Source organism: Arthrobacter sp. R1-13, assembly GCF_054161475.1.
The window spans coordinates 2961966-2979590 of record NZ_CP096420.1 but is presented as its reverse complement, the minus strand read 5'-3'; the positions used below and the strand labels follow the sequence as shown (position 1 = coordinate 2979590).

The 17625-nt window shown below is 62.5% G+C and carries 17 protein-coding genes and 1 riboswitch; of the genes, 3 read left to right on the top strand and 14 right to left on the bottom strand.

The window, feature by feature from the left end:
* Positions 1-19: 19 nt before the first annotated feature.
* From M1D88_RS13800 to M1D88_RS13760, 9 genes are all read right to left on the bottom strand, one after another.
* The gene (locus M1D88_RS13800) at positions 20-391 is read right to left on the bottom strand and encodes a fluoride efflux transporter FluC (RefSeq protein WP_458111377.1); all 372 of its coding nucleotides are present in this window, start codon (positions 389-391) and stop codon (positions 20-22) included.
* On the bottom strand, positions 388-822 hold the full coding sequence (locus M1D88_RS13795) for a fluoride efflux transporter FluC (protein WP_458111376.1): 435 nt from the start codon (positions 820-822) through the stop codon (positions 388-390). The genes M1D88_RS13800 and M1D88_RS13795 overlap by 4 nt, the downstream gene beginning before the upstream one ends.
* A complete protein-coding gene (locus M1D88_RS13790) occupies positions 823-1536 on the bottom strand; it encodes a metal-dependent transcriptional regulator (protein ID WP_458111375.1) in 714 nt (237 codons plus the stop codon).
* Between the two features lie 31 nt (positions 1537-1567).
* Positions 1568-2326 carry a class I SAM-dependent methyltransferase gene (locus M1D88_RS13785; protein WP_458111374.1) on the bottom strand — a complete coding sequence of 253 codons (759 nt, stop codon included), beginning with the start codon at positions 2324-2326 and terminating at the stop codon, positions 1568-1570.
* A gap of 58 nt (positions 2327-2384) precedes the next feature.
* On the bottom strand, positions 2385-3809 hold the full coding sequence (locus M1D88_RS13780) for an aminotransferase class V-fold PLP-dependent enzyme (protein ID WP_458111373.1): 1425 nt from the start codon (positions 3807-3809) through the stop codon (positions 2385-2387).
* Positions 3810-3842: 33 nt separating this feature from the next.
* Positions 3843-3956: riboswitch (SAM riboswitch) on the bottom strand.
* A gap of 160 nt (positions 3957-4116) precedes the next feature.
* Complete coding sequence (gene hisN, locus M1D88_RS13775; RefSeq protein ID WP_458111372.1) at positions 4117-4929, bottom strand: histidinol-phosphatase; 813 nt, start codon at positions 4927-4929, stop codon at positions 4117-4119.
* A 78-nt stretch (positions 4930-5007) separates the two neighbouring features.
* On the bottom strand, positions 5008-6123 hold the full coding sequence (gene rsgA, locus M1D88_RS13770) for a ribosome small subunit-dependent GTPase A (RefSeq protein ID WP_458111371.1): 1116 nt from the start codon (positions 6121-6123) through the stop codon (positions 5008-5010).
* Complete coding sequence (gene aroA, locus M1D88_RS13765) at positions 6107-7531, bottom strand: 3-phosphoshikimate 1-carboxyvinyltransferase (RefSeq protein WP_458111370.1); 1425 nt, start codon at positions 7529-7531, stop codon at positions 6107-6109. Before aroA ends, rsgA begins: the two co-directional genes overlap by 17 nt.
* A gap of 6 nt (positions 7532-7537) precedes the next feature.
* Positions 7538-8086: a DoxX family protein gene (locus M1D88_RS13760; RefSeq protein ID WP_458111369.1), complete on the bottom strand. Its 549-nt coding sequence runs from the start codon at positions 8084-8086 to the stop codon at positions 7538-7540.
* A gap of 321 nt (positions 8087-8407) precedes the next feature.
* Here M1D88_RS13760 and M1D88_RS13755 point away from each other — a divergent pair, with 321 nt between their 5' ends.
* Complete coding sequence (locus M1D88_RS13755) at positions 8408-9202, top strand: sigma-70 family RNA polymerase sigma factor (RefSeq protein ID WP_458114527.1); 795 nt, start codon at positions 8408-8410, stop codon at positions 9200-9202.
* Positions 9199-9459, top strand: a complete 261-nt coding sequence (gene rsrA / locus M1D88_RS13750; RefSeq protein WP_458111368.1) for a mycothiol system anti-sigma-R factor — start codon at positions 9199-9201, stop codon at positions 9457-9459. The genes M1D88_RS13755 and rsrA overlap by 4 nt, the downstream gene beginning before the upstream one ends.
* 92 nt (positions 9460-9551) lie before the next feature.
* On the opposite strand, the gene M1D88_RS13745 is transcribed toward rsrA, so the two are convergent.
* From M1D88_RS13745 to M1D88_RS13725, 5 genes are all read right to left on the bottom strand, one after another.
* Positions 9552-9626: a 50S ribosomal protein bL37 gene (locus M1D88_RS13745; protein WP_369299106.1), complete on the bottom strand. Its 75-nt coding sequence runs from the start codon at positions 9624-9626 to the stop codon at positions 9552-9554.
* Positions 9627-9708: 82 nt separating this feature from the next.
* A complete protein-coding gene (locus M1D88_RS13740) occupies positions 9709-10323 on the bottom strand; it encodes a PadR family transcriptional regulator (RefSeq protein ID WP_458111367.1) in 615 nt (204 codons plus the stop codon).
* A complete protein-coding gene (locus M1D88_RS13735) occupies positions 10323-11165 on the bottom strand; it encodes a DUF4097 family beta strand repeat-containing protein (protein ID WP_458111366.1) in 843 nt (280 codons plus the stop codon). The genes M1D88_RS13740 and M1D88_RS13735 overlap by 1 nt, the downstream gene beginning before the upstream one ends.
* A gap of 76 nt (positions 11166-11241) precedes the next feature.
* Entirely contained in the window at positions 11242-11841 is a 600-nt protein-coding gene (locus M1D88_RS13730; RefSeq protein WP_458111365.1) for a GDSL-type esterase/lipase family protein, read from the bottom strand.
* A gap of 166 nt (positions 11842-12007) precedes the next feature.
* A complete protein-coding gene (locus tag M1D88_RS13725; RefSeq protein WP_458111364.1) occupies positions 12008-15826 on the bottom strand; it encodes a multifunctional oxoglutarate decarboxylase/oxoglutarate dehydrogenase thiamine pyrophosphate-binding subunit/dihydrolipoyllysine-residue succinyltransferase subunit in 3819 nt (1272 codons plus the stop codon).
* Positions 15827-16095: 269 nt separating this feature from the next.
* Between M1D88_RS13725 and M1D88_RS13720 the strand changes: the two genes are divergently transcribed.
* On the top strand, positions 16096-17547 hold the full coding sequence (locus tag M1D88_RS13720) for a GuaB1 family IMP dehydrogenase-related protein (protein WP_458111363.1): 1452 nt from the start codon (positions 16096-16098) through the stop codon (positions 17545-17547).
* Positions 17548-17625 lie beyond the last annotated feature (78 nt).

Below are 17625 nucleotides of genomic sequence, written 5' to 3'. Positions count from 1 at the left end.
CTGCGCCCCGATTTATTCCTCAGCCGGCCAGCATGATCCCAACCCCGGCAGCAGCCAGCCCCGCGAGAAGATTGGCGGTAACATTCAGGGCGGCTGCACCGAAGCGCTGTTCGCTCACCAACCGGACTGTCGCCGTCGTCCATGAACTGAAGGTGGTCAGGCCGCCTGCCAAACCTGTAGCGAGTCCTGCCTGCAGTTCGGGCCCCAACCCCAGCCGGCCGGTGATGCCCAGGGAGAGGCCAATGATGAGGGAGCCCGTCATGTTCACCATGAATGTAGCCCACGGCCAATGGGAGCGGGAATCGGTTCGGTGGGCAAATAAAGTGTCAACGGCGAAGCGGAGCAAGGCGCCCACCATTCCGAACAGCCCAACGAGAAGCGCAGTGGTCATTGCGCCCCTCCAGTGATGTCGGCAACGGCCTTGCCAGCCTTCCAGCCGGCCGCCGCGGCGCCGAGCCCGAGAATGAGGGAAAGCCCGAGGTAGAAAATCCAGAGCGCATGCTGCCCGTCACGGATCTGCCTGTCCAGGGCGAAAACAACCGCCGAGAACGTGGTGAAGGAACCGAGGATCCCCGGACCAATCCCTGCCCGGAGCCAGAATGATGTTCGCGGCCGGGCCATCCACAATGTTGTCAGGAGCGCCAGCACAAAGCTGCCACTTACGTTGATCGCCAGGGTTGTCCACGGAACGGATCCCGGGTGCTCGGGGAAGAGGAGACCCAACCCGTACCGGAGTTCACTTCCCGCCAGGCCACCAACAGCGACTGCGAGCCAGGCCTTCCATCCCGGAGCCTTCAGAGCGCTTGTCCAATACGAAGGCATTCAGAGGACCGGCAGCCGGCAGCCCGCATGGGCGGTTTCACTGTAGACCCACAGGGCTGAGGTGATCTCGTCAGCCAGGTCAAACTCACGGCGCACATCGCCGGAACCAATCCGCACGACGAGTGGCCCCCCGAACGGCTTCCGGCCAACTACCTCGACGTTGGCGTCAAGATCGATCTCCTCCGAAGAGAGATACCGCAGGAGTTCCGGGTTTTCATCGCTGATCCTGGTAATTCTGCCGGTGTGGCCCTCGTCCAGTTCACTCAGCCGGTGGGCTGGCGGCATTTTGACCGAACCGTCTGCAGAGGGAATGGGATCTCCGTGGGGATCGCGGAGCGGGTTCCCCAACTTTGCCGCCATGCGCTCGATGAAGGTGTCCGACACCGCGTGCTCGAGGTGCTCCGCTTCGTCATGGACTTCGTCCCAGCTGTAGCCCAGTTCCTGCACGAGGTAGGTTTCGATGAGCCGGTGCCGCCGGACCATGGAAAGAGCGAGGTTGACCCCGTTGTCCGTCAGGGTAATGGCGCTGTAGGGCTTATGGTCAACCAGCCCTTGTTCCTTGAGCTTCCGGACCATTTCCGAGACTGAGGAGTTGGCGACGCCCAGGCGCTGGGCCAGTTGCGACGAAGTGATGGGCTTATCCTGCCACTCCGTAAAGGAGTAGATGACCTTGACGTAGTCCTCGATGGAGGAGGATGGCGCACTGGTCTTCACGGAACCAAGCCTACCGCTATGTCCTGCAGCCTCACGCTTTATAGGCCTTCCAGGATTGGGTCAAATAGGGGAGGCCGATGGCTACGCCGGCTGGGTGACCCAGGTGCTCATGAAGATACCACTCGAGATTTGCTATGACTTTCGCCCGGACAGCCGCAGAGGCGCCGAGGTAATAGCTGCGGGACTTGGTGAGTTCAAGAATGTCATCGGGTGTCAGCGGGTCCTCCCAGCGCGTCAGATGGCTTTCCAGATCGACAAATTCGGGCCCTACAACCGGCCTGAAGTGTGGTTTGAGGACGTCGCCGGCATGCATGATCCGGGAAAGCCGGTGCACCCACGGCACGGAAGTGTCCAGCTGGTTCCAGATGAGCCCCAACACTCCTTCGGGGCGGAGGATCCGGGCGGCCTCTGTGCTGGCCCGCAGGGGATCGCACCAGTGCCACGCCTGGGCGACAGTTACGACGTCGAACGCGGCATCCCCGAGTCCGGTGGACTCCGCCGTGCCCTCAAGCGCCGTTACGCCGGGCAGCGCCCTGCGCAGCTGTCCGAGCATGTCCGGGGAAGGATCGACGGCGGTCACCCGCATGCCGCGTTGGGCCAGCAACTCGGTGTACTTACCGGTTCCGGCACCGACGTCGGCAACGTCATGGGCCGCGGCCGGCACGAGCCAATCCACGGAGTCAAGAGGGTAATTCGGGCGGACGCGATCGTAGTGCTCGCCGCCGTCCTGGAATGCCATGCCCAGTTCGCGGCGGCGCTGCTGATGAAGTTTGGGGCCTCCCCGCGCCACGCGTACTCTCCTCCGGCCGGCTGTTGGTTACCCCCTGAACTTACCTCTTCAGCGCGGGTCAGTCTTCAATGCAGGGCGCCGCTCCGGCGGTTCCCGGGGTGTTTGGTGCCCATTCAGGGTAGGTGCGGGTGTCATTTGCCGGCACCCAGCGTCCGGCGTCGACTACGTAGTCCCAGCCAAGACCCGTACGGCGCAGCTCCTCGATGCCCGCAAGCAGCCGCTGGGCGTCCTCGAGGCGGGAGCCCAAGCCGAAGCTTGCCCGCAACGATCCTGAGGGCAGGCCCAGCCGCTTCAGGAGCGGATGGGCGCAGAAACGGCCGTCGCGGAGCCCCACGCCGTGCTCCGCTGACAAGTATGCGGCCACCAGGCCCGCGTCGTAGCCCTCTACCGAGAAATTCACGACGCCGATCGTGTCTGTGGCGGAATCGGTGTCACTGAAGATCTGGTGAACGGTGACGCCTTCGATCTTCTGCAGCCCTTCGACGAGGAAGGAACGGATGGCCGACTCGTGGGCGTGCCACAGGTCCTGGTCCAGGGCGGCAATGACCTGGGTGGCCCGGGCAAGGGTCGCAGCGCCCAGAACGTTGGGGGAGCCGCCCTCATGGCGTGCCGGGCCAGTCGTCCAGCTGACGCTGTCCAGCCTGGCTTCGCGGACCGCGCCGCCGCCTGCAAGGTGGGGTGTGCCGGCGTCGAGCCAGTCAGGGCGGCCCACCAGGACGCCGGAACCGAATGGAGCGTAGAGCTTGTGACCCGAAAAGGCGAGGTAATCGACGTCGTCCGCTGCAATGTTGATGCGGCGGTGCGGAGCAAGCTGGGCCGCGTCAACGACGATCCGGGCGCCGAATTGGTGCGCCAATGCGGCCAGTTCGCGAATGGGCAGGATTTCACCGGTGACGTTTGAGGCTCCGGTGACCGCAAGCAGGCTGATGTCGCCCTGTTCCAGCTCTGCGCGGAGATTGGCGATGGTTCCGGCGAGGGTCTCCTCTGCCACGACGCTGCGGTGCGGGACTCCCTGCCACGGAAGCAGGTTGGCGTGGTGTTCGATGTCGAGATACAGCACTTCACCAATGTGCTGTCCGCCTGCTGCGGGGAGGCACCCGGCCAGGAGATTCAGCGAATCAGTGGTGTTGCGCGTGAAAATCACGGAATCATCGGAGCGGCCGCCTACGAAGTCGCGAACAATGTTGCGCGAGTTCTCGTAAACGGAGGTGCTGATCTGTGAGGCGTAACCCGCGCCGCGGTGGACACTCGCGTAATAGGGCAGGATCTCGTTCAGGTAGGCCGAGACAACGGAGAGCGCTGGTGCCGACGCGCCGTAGTCGAGGTTGGCGTAGCGGATGTGTCCGCCCTGGATGAGCGGCGCCTGGATTTCCGCCCCGGTGACGGCTGCAAGCGGGCGACGGGAAACAGAGAGGGCAACGTGCTGTTCGCTAAAAGAAGCGTCAGCAGCAGCGGCGTCGGGGGAGTAAATGGCAGTAGTCAACGGGACCTCACTCGAACAGGACCCCTCAGCCGGGATCCGCGCTTGCCGGGTCCGTTCCGGACCGGCCTGGTCGTCACCCGGGGCACCCCACCGCGAATGGAGGGTTGCCGGCCAGCAAACCGGGGTTTAGCGCTGGCACTCGTGACCTGATATCGAGCTTAAGACATTCAGTCAGCCATAAAAAAGTCGATCCAAATGTTAAGCCGATTGTTACGGCAGGTGGACAAACAACCGTTTGACCGAACAAAACGACGGCGGAACACCCTTAGCTGGATGTTCCGCAGTCGATAATTCGTCAGCCGGTCTACTATAAGAGGTCGTCCAGATTTGGGTTGAGCCGCTTGAGCACCTCTGAGTGGAGGATCGAGTTGGTAGCGAGGGCATTGCCTCCGAAGGGACCGTCGTCGCCCTCCAATGAGGTGAACCGCCCGCCCGCTTCGGTCACAATGGGAACCAGCGCCGCCATGTCGTAAAGATTCAGTTCGGGCTCGCAGGCTATATCCACTGCACCCTCGGCAACCAGGCAATAGGACCAGAAATCCCCGTAAGCCCTTGTCCTCCAGACCTCCTCAGTCAATCCCAGAAACTCATCGAGGTTCCCGCGTTCCTTCCAGCCACCCAGGCTGGAGTAGGACAACGAAGCGTCGGAAAGCTCCGAGACGTTTGAGACACGCAGTCTGGTGGCCGCAGCCAGGGATCGGCCCATGTATGCCCCCGCGCCTTTGGCTGCCCACCAGCGTTTGCCCAGAGCCGGCGCACTGACCAGGCCAACTACGGGTTCGCCTTCATCTACGAGCGCGATGAGGGTGGCCCAGACCGGCACGCCCCGAACGAAGTTCTTTGTTCCGTCGATGGGATCGATGATCCAGCGACGGGAACCGTGCCCTGAGCTTCCGAACTCCTCACCGAGGACCGCGTCGCGGGGGCGCGAGCGCGACAGCTGCCCGCGAATGGATTCCTCGGCAGCCTTGTCAGCGTCTGTAACCGGTGTCAGATCAGGCTTCGTTTCGATCTGAAGGTCAAGCGCCTTAAAGCGGCTCATGGTCTGGTCGTCCACGGAGTCAGCCAGGACGTGGGCGAGGCGCAGGTCATCGTTGTAGCTCGAAGCGGGTTGGGTCATTGTTCCAAACTACCGTCTCGGCGGCCTTCAGGCCCGGAAGCGGTGCAGCAACGCTGCCAATATGACCCCAGCGTGCCTTTAGGAGACGCTGCCGAGTTCCTTTGTTTCCTGTGCTTCCATGCGGGGATCTGTGCCGAGGAGGCGCCGGAGCGAAGCGAGCCGTGCGGCACCGGATGCTCCGGCATGGCCTTCGGCCACCCAGGCATCCACTCCGCAGTTAACTGCTGTGGCGTCGTGCTTGCAGCCGCGCTCACAAGCCTCGGTCCCAGGCTCAAGGTCCGGGAAGGAGTGCAGGATCCTGTCCGGATCCACGTGGGCCAGGCCGAAGGAGCGGATTCCGGGTGTGTCGATGATCCAGCTTCCCGTGGGAGCGCCGGTCACTTTCAAGGCAAGGGCCGACGACGACGTGTGGCGGCCGCGGCCTGTCACGGCATTGACCCCTCCGGTGGCCCGTTCAGCGCCGGTGAGGGCATTCACCATGGTGGACTTGCCAACGCCCGAGTGGCCGAGCATGACGGTGACTTTGCCGTCAAGGTGATGGCGCAGCTGCGCGACTGCTTCACGGTCCAGACGGGCTGACAGCCCGTCATCCGAGCGGGCATCGATGCCTGAAGCCGCTGAGTCAGCGGTGCGGCTGATAATGACCGGAAAGTCCAGATGGCGGTAGTTGGCCAGCAGCTCGGCCGGGTCCTTGACGTCGGCTTTGGTGACCAGCAGCAGGGGGTCGATGCCGGCGTCGTACGCTGCCACCAGGGCGCGGTCAATGAAACCTGTGCGTGGCTCCGGGTTGGCTGCCGCAACCACGATGACGAGCTGATCGGCATTGGCCACCACTGCGCGCTCAATGGGATCGGTATCATCGGCGCTGCGGCGCAGGAGCGTTTTGCGGTCTTGAATCCTGACCAGCCGTGCCAGCGTGTCAGGCTCTCCCGAAACGTCTCCAACTAGCGACACAAAGTCTCCAGCCACCACGGGGGAGCGGCGAAGCTCCCTGGCCCGGGCGGCCACCACTGTCCGTTCATTCCCGGAGTCTTCGCCCACTACAGCGGTGTACCGTCCCCTGTCCACGGTGATGATCCTCCCGATAACGGCATCATCGTGACTGGGACGATCCTTCGTCCGTGGGCGCGAACCCTTTTTGTTCGGACGAATGCGGACATCGGACTCGTCCCACGATTCAGTGCTGCGTGCCACCGTTGGAAGCCTCTTCCCGGGCGTGCCGTGGTCCACGACGTGTGGCGGAGCCGGAGTCAGGTCCCTGGGCCAGCATGTCAGTCCACATCTGCGGAAATTCAGGCATGGTCTTTGCCGTGGTGGCGATATCTTCGACTTCCACGCCACGGACGGCGAGACCCACAATGGCGCCTGCCGTCGCCATGCGGTGGTCAGCATAACTGTGGAAAATGCCCGGATGGAGCCGAGCGGGCCGAATGAGCAGGCCATCCGGTGTTTCCTCGACGTCCCCACCAAGCCCGTTGATCTCGCTTACCAAGGCAGCAAGGCGGTCCGTCTCATGGCCCCGCAGGTGGGCGATGCCGCTGAGCCTGGACGGACCGGTGGCAAGTGCACAGAGCGCGGCAACCGTTGGGGCAAGCTCGCTCGTGTCGCTGAATTCGACGCCCTTGATTTCGGTCCCGCCGGTGACGGTCAAGGTCCCGTCCTCCAGACTGACAGTCGCGCCGAATGCCGGGAGGATGGTGCGCCACATGTCGCCGACCTGCGTGGTGCCCTCGGGCCAGTTGGGAATCCGTACCGTTCCACCCGTGGCCACTGCGGCGGCGAGGAAAGGCCCGGCGTTGGACAGGTCCTGTTCGATCCTTTGATCGAAGGCACTGATAGGGCCGGGGGAGACCACCCAGTGATTCGGGCGGGAATCGTCCACGGAGACGCCTACGCCGCGCAGTGCTGCAACCGTCATGTTGATGTGGTCAAGGCTGGGGACAGGGGCGCCGACGTGTTCCAGGTGGAGGCCTTCGGTGAACCTGGCTCCCACCAGCAGCAGCGCAGATACAAACTGTGAGGAGGCGCTGGCATCAACAACCACGTGCCCGCCGCGAACCTGACCGGTCCCTTCAACCTTAAACGGCAGGGACGACGGCGGCCCGTCTGCTTCGCCGCTGACTGTAACGCCCAGCGAGGTAAGAGCCGTGATGATGGTGCCCATGGGCCGTATCCGTGCGTGCGGGTCGCCGTCGAACAGGGTGCCGCCGTTGCGCAGCGCCGCGAGCGGGGGAACGAAACGCATCACTGTACCCGCGAGGCCGCAATCTATAGAAGCCTCCCCGGCAGCGTCGGATCCGGTGATGGGCGATACCTCAAGGTCGGGGCCGAACACGCTGTCTCCGGGAACCTCGGTGATGGTGGCTCCCAGTTGGCGCAGCGCCTGGATCATCAATGCAGAATCGCGTGAGTGGAGTGGAGCCCGCAGCCGTGAAGGGCCATCGGCGAGTGCCGCCAGGACAAGGTACCTGTTGGTCAGGGACTTTGAACCCGGTACTGCCACTGTGGCGTTAACCGGGCGGGCTGCGTATGGTGCCGGCCAGTGCTGGCCAGGGTCAGCCGAGAGGGGGGCAGCGTGAGCGGCTGAGGTGGTTCCGGTCATACTGCTTTATGCTCCCACTGCATGGTCTACGGCCTTGCGCACTGCTTTGTCTGCACGCTTCAGCTGCTTGCCAGTGGTTTTCTTGGCATCGGCGGCCAAATGCCCCGCGCTTTTCCGCGCGTCTGCGGCGAGGTGTTCGGCGCGCCACGCCAGGCTCGGCTTGCCTGCTGTATCCACTGAAGCCAGAAGGACGCCTCCTGTGAGTGTCATGTTCTTCAGCAACTGATTACGACGGGACTGGCGGCCTTCCTTGGAACTGATGTCGGCACTGCGCCATTCAACGAAGGCGTTCAAGGCCGAAATGACAGCAAGGACGGCAGCCGCCATCCGTGCGGACTTACCGAGGGCGAAGCAGAGGCCTGCCCCTACCTGGGTACCGCCTATCAGCCGGGCCAGGAGTTTCTCATCTGCGGGGAAGGGGAGGGATTCAGAAGCACGCCGAAGCAGGGGAGACAACTGTGCGGCAGTATCATCCGCATTCTTGAGCTTATCCACGCCAGCAAGGACAAAACTGGATGCCAGCATGGGCCGGGCGAGAAAACGGACAAAGGACATGAATTTCCTCCTGGATGGACGAGCCGCGCAACCTCCGCGGGGGAACCGGTTCTAGTCTTGCACTTTTGTGGAATATTTGCCTGCCACCCGTCGTTGTGAAATGCAGGCCCGTATCGCTCCGGTCAGGCACCGCGTGATGGCTTGGCCGGTCTGACCGGAAGCATGGACGTCCCCCGGATTCACTGACGTCCGGACACAGAGTGGAGAGCAAGTTTGAGTTTTGTAAAGGACGACGTCAACCTGCTGAGTCCTCCGCAGGAGTGGGAAGCAAGCGCTTCCGCATACCCGGGCAAGCGGAAGGTGACAGTAGACTTGACTGCAATGAGCACCCTGGATCCGGCCGTAGCGGCCATGTATGAGGCAGCCGGAAACGGTGCCACACCCGCAGCCATGGCCGCGGCAGCAGCGGGGACTTCAGTTCCGCACCTCGAAGAGCCTGAAGCCATCGAAGGTGAAGAGGCCGGGCAGCCGGCCCCCGAAGCGGAAGTGGATGTCGAATCCGAATCGGCTGAGGAGCGGCGGCTCCGTTTTGAGCGCGACGCCATGCAGTATGTGGATCAGCTTTACTCCGCTGCCATGCGGATGGCTCGGAATCCCGCCGATGCGGAGGACCTCGTCCAGGAGGCCTATACCAAGGCTTTTTCGGCGTTCCATCAGTACAAGCCGGGAACCAACCTGAAGGCCTGGCTGTACCGGATCCTGACGAATACCTACATCAACCTCTACCGCAAGAGGCAGCGCGAACCCCTGCAGTCCAACACCGACACCATCGAAGACTGGCAGCTGGCGCGGGCCGGGTCCCACACCTCAACGGGCTTGCGCTCGGCAGAGGTTGAAGCACTTGACCACCTTCCGGATTCGGACGTTAAGCGGGCGCTTCAGGCGATACCCGAGGAGTTCAGGCTGGCCGTTTACTTCGCCGACGTTGAAGGCTTCGCATACAAGGAAATTTCAGACATCATGAACACCCCGATCGGGACAGTCATGTCCCGACTTCACCGTGGCCGGAAGATGCTGCGCGATATGCTCGCGGACTATGCCGCAGAGCGGGGTTTTAAAGCCGCGGGGGAATCCACCCCGGCGCCCGGAAGTGACACACAGGAGAACAGGAAATGAGCGACTGCCAAGGATTGGGCGACTGTGATGACGCCCGGATGGAACGCATCTATGAGTACCTCGATGGTGCCCTGACGCGTGATGACGTTGCAGAGATCAAGGACCACTTGGACGACTGCCCGGAGTGCCTGGAGCAATACGACCTCGAGTGCGTTATCCGCAATATGGTGAAGCGTTCCTGTACTGAGTCGGCTCCCGAGAATCTCAAGAACGCCATCCTGGACCGTATCCACGGGATTCGTCCGGTCGACGCCTAGCGGCCTCTCCCAAAAACAGCAAAAGCTTCGGGCCCTGGAAACCATGTGGTTTCCGGGGCCCGAAGCTTTAAGCTTTTGTTCCAAGCCGTGGCTTAGGTGTTGGGGCGCTTCCCGTGGTTCGCGCCGCCACGCTTACGGTCACGACGTTTACGTGCACGTTTGCTCATAGCTGGCCTCCTTACTATCGGTACTCAAAAGAGCTGCCCTCAAGTCTCCCATAAAGCGGGACTGGCCGCGAACCGACCGGCACTACTCCTGCAATGAATTCTTGATAGCGATCTCCGCCTGGTGCAGGACCGTCCGGACGGTTTCCAGGGTCACCGGGGTAATGGGGTTGGTGCTGGCATGAAGCCTGAGCTCCACCCGCAGCTCGTCCCTGAAGGATTGAAGGATCATTTCGGCTTCTTTGAGCATGGGGTCATTGCCAGATGGCTTGCGTTCGGCACGGGCGAACAGATCGCCTGACCTGGCGCTGGAACGGGCTGCCTCCGCAGTGGCTGCAAGGTCTGCGCGTAGCCCACGCATGTTATTGCGGATGTCCGTACGCAGGTTGTCCGCGAGACGCCGGACTGAGGCGGAAATGTCATTCTCCACATCAGCAAGCTTGTCCCGGCGTCCATCAAGCTCACCGAGCCCGGCCGTTGTGATGCTGTACTTGGTGCGCCGGCCCTGGGTCTCTGTTGCCACCAGGCCCTCTTCCTCGAGCTTGGCCAGCCGCGGATAGATGGTCCCGGCGCTAGGCGAATAGGTGCCACCGAAGCGGTCACTGAGCGCCTTGATGAGTTCATAGCCATGTTTGGGTCCGGACTCCAGCAATGCCAGGAGGTAGAGGCGTAGGGCACCGTGGGCGAAGACCGGAGGCACTAGACCGCTGCTTCTGAATCTGCCGATGACAGGCTGTGAAGGATGTAAAGACTGCCTGATACCGAGTTGGTCCGAACGAGCATAAGGCGTGAATCAGGTCCTGCGATGGCCTCCACTTTGCCGCCGGGCTGGGAGTACTGCCGGTCATCTATAGTCACGGCTCCGCTCGCGGACTTGGCGATGATATCCACTCCGACATCCTGGGGCAGCCGGACGGTCAGATCACCGGAAACGGAATTCGCCCCAAAATCGCTGGTGAACCCCTTAAGGTCGAAGCTCATATCTCCGCTGACAGTGTTCGCACGAATATGGCTGAAGTGCCCGGAGGCTGTCACTTCTCCGGACACGCTCTTGGCAGTCAGGACGCCTTTGTGGTTTCGTGCTATCACCTCACCGCTGACAGTATTGATGTGCAGCTCGCCGGACGTCGCGTCGGCCATGACTGAGCCGCCCACAGTAGCCAGCCGGGTTTGGTTGCCTGTTCCTGCCACCAGGCCGTCCCCGCTGACTGTCCCGGCTTCCACCTGGACGCCCTCCGGCAGGGCGATACTGATAACCACTGAATTGCTGCTGTTGTGGTTGACGGCGCCCATGAGGTTCTTGAACCAGCCCTGGGCGCCATGAAGTTGATGCCTGGCTTCCAGCCTGCCATTCACGAGACTCACTGCGACAGGATCACCGTGAACCTCGGAAATCTCGATCCGGGTCACAGCTTCCTCGTGGCGAACCACGTCGAAGCGACCGCCGACGATTCCCAGCTTAAGCGAGGTGACGCCGTCAACGTCGATGGTCTGGGGGCCGGTAACGGTCCAGCTGTTCTCTGTCCTGCTGCTCTCTGTCATGGCTCCTCCAACTCACGATATATCGTGTGAGTTACGATATATCGCGATTCCTTGGAGCGCAATAGCTAACTGGCTGCTACTCGGGAGCGGCAAGACCCAGCCACTGGAACCACCCACGGTGCAGTACGAGCCAAGCCATCAACCCATAACCGGACTGGCCTGGAGTTCCGCCGTTGGCAGCAAGATCCTGACGCCACTGCTCGTGGTTCAGCAACGGCGAGAACGTATCCACATAGAGGTGCTTGCGCCGGGTTGTTACATCGGCAAAGGCCGTATTGAGGTCACTCAGCCGCCTGTTTTGTCCGGGATCCAGCGAGGGCGGTGGTCCAACGACAAAGACTTCGATGTTGTTTTGAGTGGCGGCGTCCAGGATGTTCGCAAGATTGAGCCGGCTTCTGGCGGTGGAAAGGCCGAACTCCACGTCCCTGCCGGATAAGCCGATGACGAGCCGGTTTTCATGGTGCTCGCTGAACCGCCGGGTCGCTTCCGCCAGCCAACGCGATGCCAGGCCTTCAGTTCCTTCCTGAGGGCAGGGGAGGGAGTAGCACTCAACGGCCACGCCGTCCTGTGGAGTGCGGGCAAGAACGCGCCCCAGCCAGCCAAGAGCCCTGGGGTCACCAAGTCCGGCCAGCAACTCATCTCCAACAGCCGCTATGCGCAGCTTCCTGTCTTCCACTACTACCTCTTTACCTCGGCGATGACGTCAGGATTGCCCTTGGTCCGACAGACAATTATCGGACAACTACCGGTGACTCACAGCCGCGGTGGGCGGTGTGTCCATTAAACAGAACTGCCCGGCCGTGCGTCGCTTGTTTCGACGACCAGCCGGGCAGCAAGTGAACCTACTTGCGGGCGAAAGCCTGCTTGAGGAGCGTGTCCTGCTCCGCGGCGTGGCGTTTCATGGAACCCGCTGCGGTGGAAGCGGACGCCGGGCGGGAGACCAGGCGCACCCTGCGGTCCAAAGCCTCAGGAAGGTTCAGCCCCATGAACGGCCAAGGACCCTGGTTGGCGGGCTCGTCCTGTGCCCACACCACTTCGGCGTTGGGGTACTTGGCGAGCTCGGCAGCGATCTCTGCGTGGGGCAGCGGATACAGCTGCTCCACGCGGACGATCGCCGTCGTCGAATCTGCCGTCTTCTGCCTGGTGGCCAGGAGATCGTAGTACAGGCGGCCCGAGACCAGCAGCACGCGCTCGACGGCGTCGCCCTGGAGGTTTTCGTGGTCGCTGATAACAGGCCGGAAGGCTCCCGTGGTGAAGTCTTCCACAGCCGATGCCGCACCCTTCAAGCGAAGAAGCTGTTTTGGAGTGAAGATGATCAGCGGCTTGCGCGGCCTGCTGTAGGCCTGGCGGCGCAACAGGTGGAAATGGGACGCCGCCGTGGTGGGGTTGGCCACGATCATGTTTTCTTCGGCACACATCTGCAGGAAGCGCTCGATGCGGGCTGAGGAGTGGTCCGGGCCCTGGCCTTCGTAGCCATGCGGCAGCATCAGGACGAGCGAAGAACGCTGGCCCCACTTCTGCTCAGCGGACGAAATGAACTCGTCGATGACCGTCTGGGCGCCGTTGACGAAGTCTCCGAACTGAGCCTCCCACAACACCAGCGCATCCGGACGCTCAACCGAGTAGCCGTATTCGAAGCCCATTGCGGCGTATTCCGACAGCAGGGAGTCGTAGATCCACAACTTGGCCTGGCTGTCGGAGAGGTTGCCCAACGGCAGCCATTCGTTGCCGTTAGCCCGGTCATGGAAGACTGCGTGACGCTGTACAAACGTGCCACGGCGGGAGTCCTGGCCGGCCAGGCGGACAGGCACGCCCTCCATGATCAGCGAGCCAAAGGCCGCAATCTCGCCGAATCCCCAGTCGATACCGCCTTCACGGGACATCTGCTCGCGCTTCTCAAGCAACTGCTTGAGCTTTGCATGGACCGTGAAACCCTCGGGAATCTCCAGGTGGGCCTTGCCGATCCGTGCCAGCGTCTCCGGTGAAATCGCCGTCGACGCCGGTGCGTTGGTGCCGAAGTCGGCCTGCTGAGCCTGTGGCCGCTCGATATCGGACACAGCGGCGGAGTCGGCCGTGATGATCGGGATAGGGGATGTTTGCGCTGCATGGGTCTCGGCGAACACGCGCTCGAGGCGTTCCTGGTAGTCGCGGAGCAGCTGCTCGGCTTCTTCCTCGGTGATGTCCCCACGGCCGATGAGCGACTCGGTGTAAAGCTTGCGCACGGACCGCTTGGCTTCGATCAGGTTGTACATCAGCGGCTGGGTCATTGAGGGGTCGTCGCCTTCGTTGTGACCGCGGCGGCGGTAGCACACCATGTCGATGACGACGTCCTTGTGGAACCGCTGGCGGAACTCGTATGCGAGCTGGCCGATCCGGACCACGGCTTCGGGATCGTCACCATTTACGTGGAACACCGGAGCCTGGATCATCTTGGCGACGTCGGTGGAGTACGTGGAGGACCGCGAGGAAGAGGGAGCCGTGGTGAAGCCAACCTGGTTGTTGACCACTACGTGGATGGTTCCACCCGTGCGGTATCCGCGGAGCTGGGACAGGTTGAGGGTTTCAGCCACAACACCCTGGCCGGCGAAGGCAGCGTCACCGTGGATCATGATGGGCAGCACGGGGAATGCTTCACCCTGGTCCAGGCGGTCCTGCTTGGCCCGGACGATGCCTTCCAGCACCGGGTCAACAGCTTCCAGGTGGGACGGGTTGGCCGCGAGGTAGACCTTGGTCTCCTTGCCGTTGTCCGAGGTGAACGTACCCTCGGTGCCCAGGTGGTACTTGACGTCGCCGGAGCCCTGTACGGACCGTGGATCCTGGGTGCCTTCGAATTCGCGGAAGACCTGGGCGTAGGTTTTGCCTGCAATATTCGTCAGCACGTTGAGACGGCCACGGTGGGCCATGCCAATTGCCACTTCGTCCAGCTCGTCGTCAGCGGCATCGGAGATGATGGCATCCAGCAGCGGGATCAGCGATTCGCCGCCTTCCAGCGAGAAGCGCTTCTGGCCAACGAACTTGGTCTGCAGGAAGGTTTCGAAGGCCTCGGCTGCATTCAGCTTCGAAACAATCCGGAGCTGCTCTTCGCGGCTGGGCTTGGAGTAGGGGTGCTCGAGTTGGTCCTGGAACCACTTGCGCTCGGCAGGCTCCTGGATGTGCATGTATTCGATGCCGGTGGTGCGGCAGTAGGCATCCCGGAGTACACCAAGGATGTCGCGGAATTTCAGCTGCGGCTTGCCGCCGAAGCCCCCAGTGGGCCATTCGCGGTCCAGGTCCCAAAGCGTCAGTCCATACGTCAGGACATCGAGGTCAGGGTGCTTGCGCTGCACGTATTCCAGCGGATCCGTGTCTGCCATCAGGTGGCCACGGACGCGGTAGGAGTGGATCAGCTGCTGGATCCTGGCAACCTTGTTGATCTGGTCTGCAGGGTCAATCTGGAGGTCCGGGCTCCAGCGTACGGGCTCGTACGGGATGCGCAGGGCTTCGAAAATCTCGTCGTAGAAGTCCTGGGCGCCGAGCAGGAGGGAGTGGACCAGTTTGAGGAACTCGCCGCTGCCCGCACCCTGGATGACCCGGTGGTCATAGGTGGACGTCAGAGTGAGTACCTTGCTGATGGCGTTCTGGGCGATGATTTTCTCGCTCGCGCCCTGGAACTCGGCAGGGTAGTCGAGGGCGCCAACGCCAATGATGGCCGCCTGGCCCTTGGACAGACGCGGAACCGAGTGGACGGTTCCGATGCCACCGGGGTTGGTCAGTGAAACCGTGGTCCCGGAGTGGTCGTCGGCCGTAAGCTTTCCGGCACGGGCACGCTTGATGAGGTCTTCATAGGTGTGCCAGAACTCCGAGAAGTTCAGGGTCTCAGCCTTCTTGATGTTCGGCACCATAAGAAGGCGGGTGCCGTCGGGCTTGGGCATGTCGATGGCGATGCCGAAGTTAACGTGTGCGGGCTGTACCGCTACGGGTTTGCCGTCCACCTCGTCGTAGTAGACGTTCATTGAGGGGAACTGGGACAGGGCGCGGATTACCGCGTACCCGATCAGGTGCGTGAAGGAGACCTTGCCGCCCCTGGCGCGGGCCAGGTTGGAGTTGATGACCACTCGGTTGTCGATCAGGAGCTTCGCGGGAATGGCACGGACGCTTGTGGCCGTGGGGACCTCGAGGCTCGTGACCATGTTGGACGCGATTGCCTTGGCCGGGCCCCGCAGAACGGAAACGACGTCTTCCTCCGGTGCGGTGGGAGCCTTGATGTTCTTGGGCAGCTGGGCCGGAATCGGGGCCGAGCCGCTGGTCGCCTCGGGCTTTTTGGAGCCGTCGCGGGCAACCGTCGCGGGAGCCTTCTTCGCGGCAGGTGCTGCCGGAGGGGCGGTTTCCGCCTGCTGGTGAGCCTGCTGGGCGGGGGCACCAGGAGCGGATGCAGCCGGCGCCGGTGCCGCTGCAGGGGGCGCTACAACTGGAAGTTCACGGGTTTCGGGGTGGGCCGGAGCATTCGCTCCGGAGGTCCCATTGGTGGAAGAACCTTCACCGGCGTCAAAGGATTCAAACAGAGGCCACCACTTGGCGTCGACCGCGTTTTTGTCCTGTTGGTAACGCTCGTACAGTTCGTCCACGAGCCACTCGTTTCCGCCAAATTCCTCTGGTAGACGGTGGCTAGGCTGCTCTGGCACTTGAAATACGCCTCTTCCATGAGTTTGATTTCCTCTGGTTTGCGACATGCGGCAGCACAACACCACAGCACAACAATCGAACCAGTCTCTGCGTCCTATGAACCCAGACCTCTGCCAGTCTAGTGACGATCATTGGTTAACTGCCAATAAGGGTGATCCAAATCATGAAGTGACGGAACGATTGCTTCACATCCCCTCCAACAGGGCTGCCAAAGCGCTTCCCTCCTCGCCTAGACTCGCACCCGGGATCCCTTTTAGAAGGAGCAACAGTGCGTTTTCTCAATGAGCCCTCTACTGACCTGACCTACTCGGACGTCTTCCTGGTGCCGGCGCGTTCAACGGTCACCTCCAGGCTCGATGTGGACCTTGCCGCCGACGACGGGACAGGCTCCACCATTCCCCTGGTGGCTGCCAACATGACCGCGGTGACCGGGAAGCGGATGGCGGAAACGATGGCAAGGCGCGGGGGATTGGCTGTCCTGCCGCAGGATGTTCCACTGAACGTCCTGCGTGAAGTCACCTCCTGGATCAAAACCCGCCACACGATTTTTGAAACTCCGGTGGTCCTTTCCCCGTCCGCGACTGTCATCGACGCGTTGCACCTGATGGGCAAACGTCCTCATGGGGCAGTGGTGGTAGTCGACGACGGCGGCGGGGTCACCGGGGTTGTCAGGCCAGCCGACTGCGAGGGCCAGGACCGCTTCGCTTCCCTGGCTTCGGTGGCGCGCGCCCAGCCGGTGGTGCTTGACGCGGGGGACTTCCGCGAGGACCGCCAGCATGCCCTGCGCAGCGCCTTCGAGGCCATGGCGGCAGCCGGGACGGACTTCGCACCAGTCCACGACGGTGGTGTGTTGGCAGGCGCGCTGACACGCAAGGGCTCCCTGCGGTCCACCCTTTACCGCCCCTCGCTGGACGGTAAGGACAGACTCAAGGTAGCTGCCGCCGTCGGAATTAATGGGGACGTGGCCGGAAGGGCTGCCGAACTGATTGACGCCGGCGTAGACGTGATTGTCCTTGATACCGCCCATGGCCATCAGGAGAAAATGTTTGATGCCCTGGCCGCCGTTAGGAGTGTGGCGTCCGGCTTGCCATTGGTGGCAGGCAACGTGGTGACTGCTGAGGCCACCCGGGAGCTGCTCGGGGCAGGGGCGGACATTGTGAAGGTAGGGGTTGGACCGGGAGCGATGTGCACTACCAGGATGATGACCGCCGTCGGACGGCCCCAGTTCTCCACAGTCCTCGAATGTGCGGCAGCTGCGCGTGCCGCCGGCGGGCGTATTTGGGCCGACGGCGGTGTCCGGTACCCCCGCGATGTGGCACTGGCGCTCGCCGCGGGAGCCAGCCAGGTGATGATCGGCTCCTGGTTCGCGGGCACGCACGAGAGCCCCGGTGATCTTCAACCCGATGCAAGCGGCAGGCTCTATAAGGAGAGCTTCGGCATGGCGTCGGCAAGGGCTGTCCAGAACCGGAACCAGCGCGAAGGCGCCTTTGAGAAGGACCGGAAGGCGCTTTTCGAGGAAGGCATTTCGACTTCGCGAATGTACCTGGACCCTGTACGGCCTGGAGTTGAGGACCTGCTGGATCTCATCACGGCAGGCCTGAGGAGCTCGATGAGTTATGCCGGCGCAGCCGATCTCGAGGGTTTTCGGGAAAAGGCCGTCGCGGGTATCCAGTCAGCTGCCGGGTACGAGGAAGGACGGCCGGTATCCCAGAGCTGGTGACGGCTGGCGACGCCGAGCGGGCGGCCGGGGCTCCTGTAGACTGGAATCCTTATGGACAGTAAATCTAGGTGCCGGCCT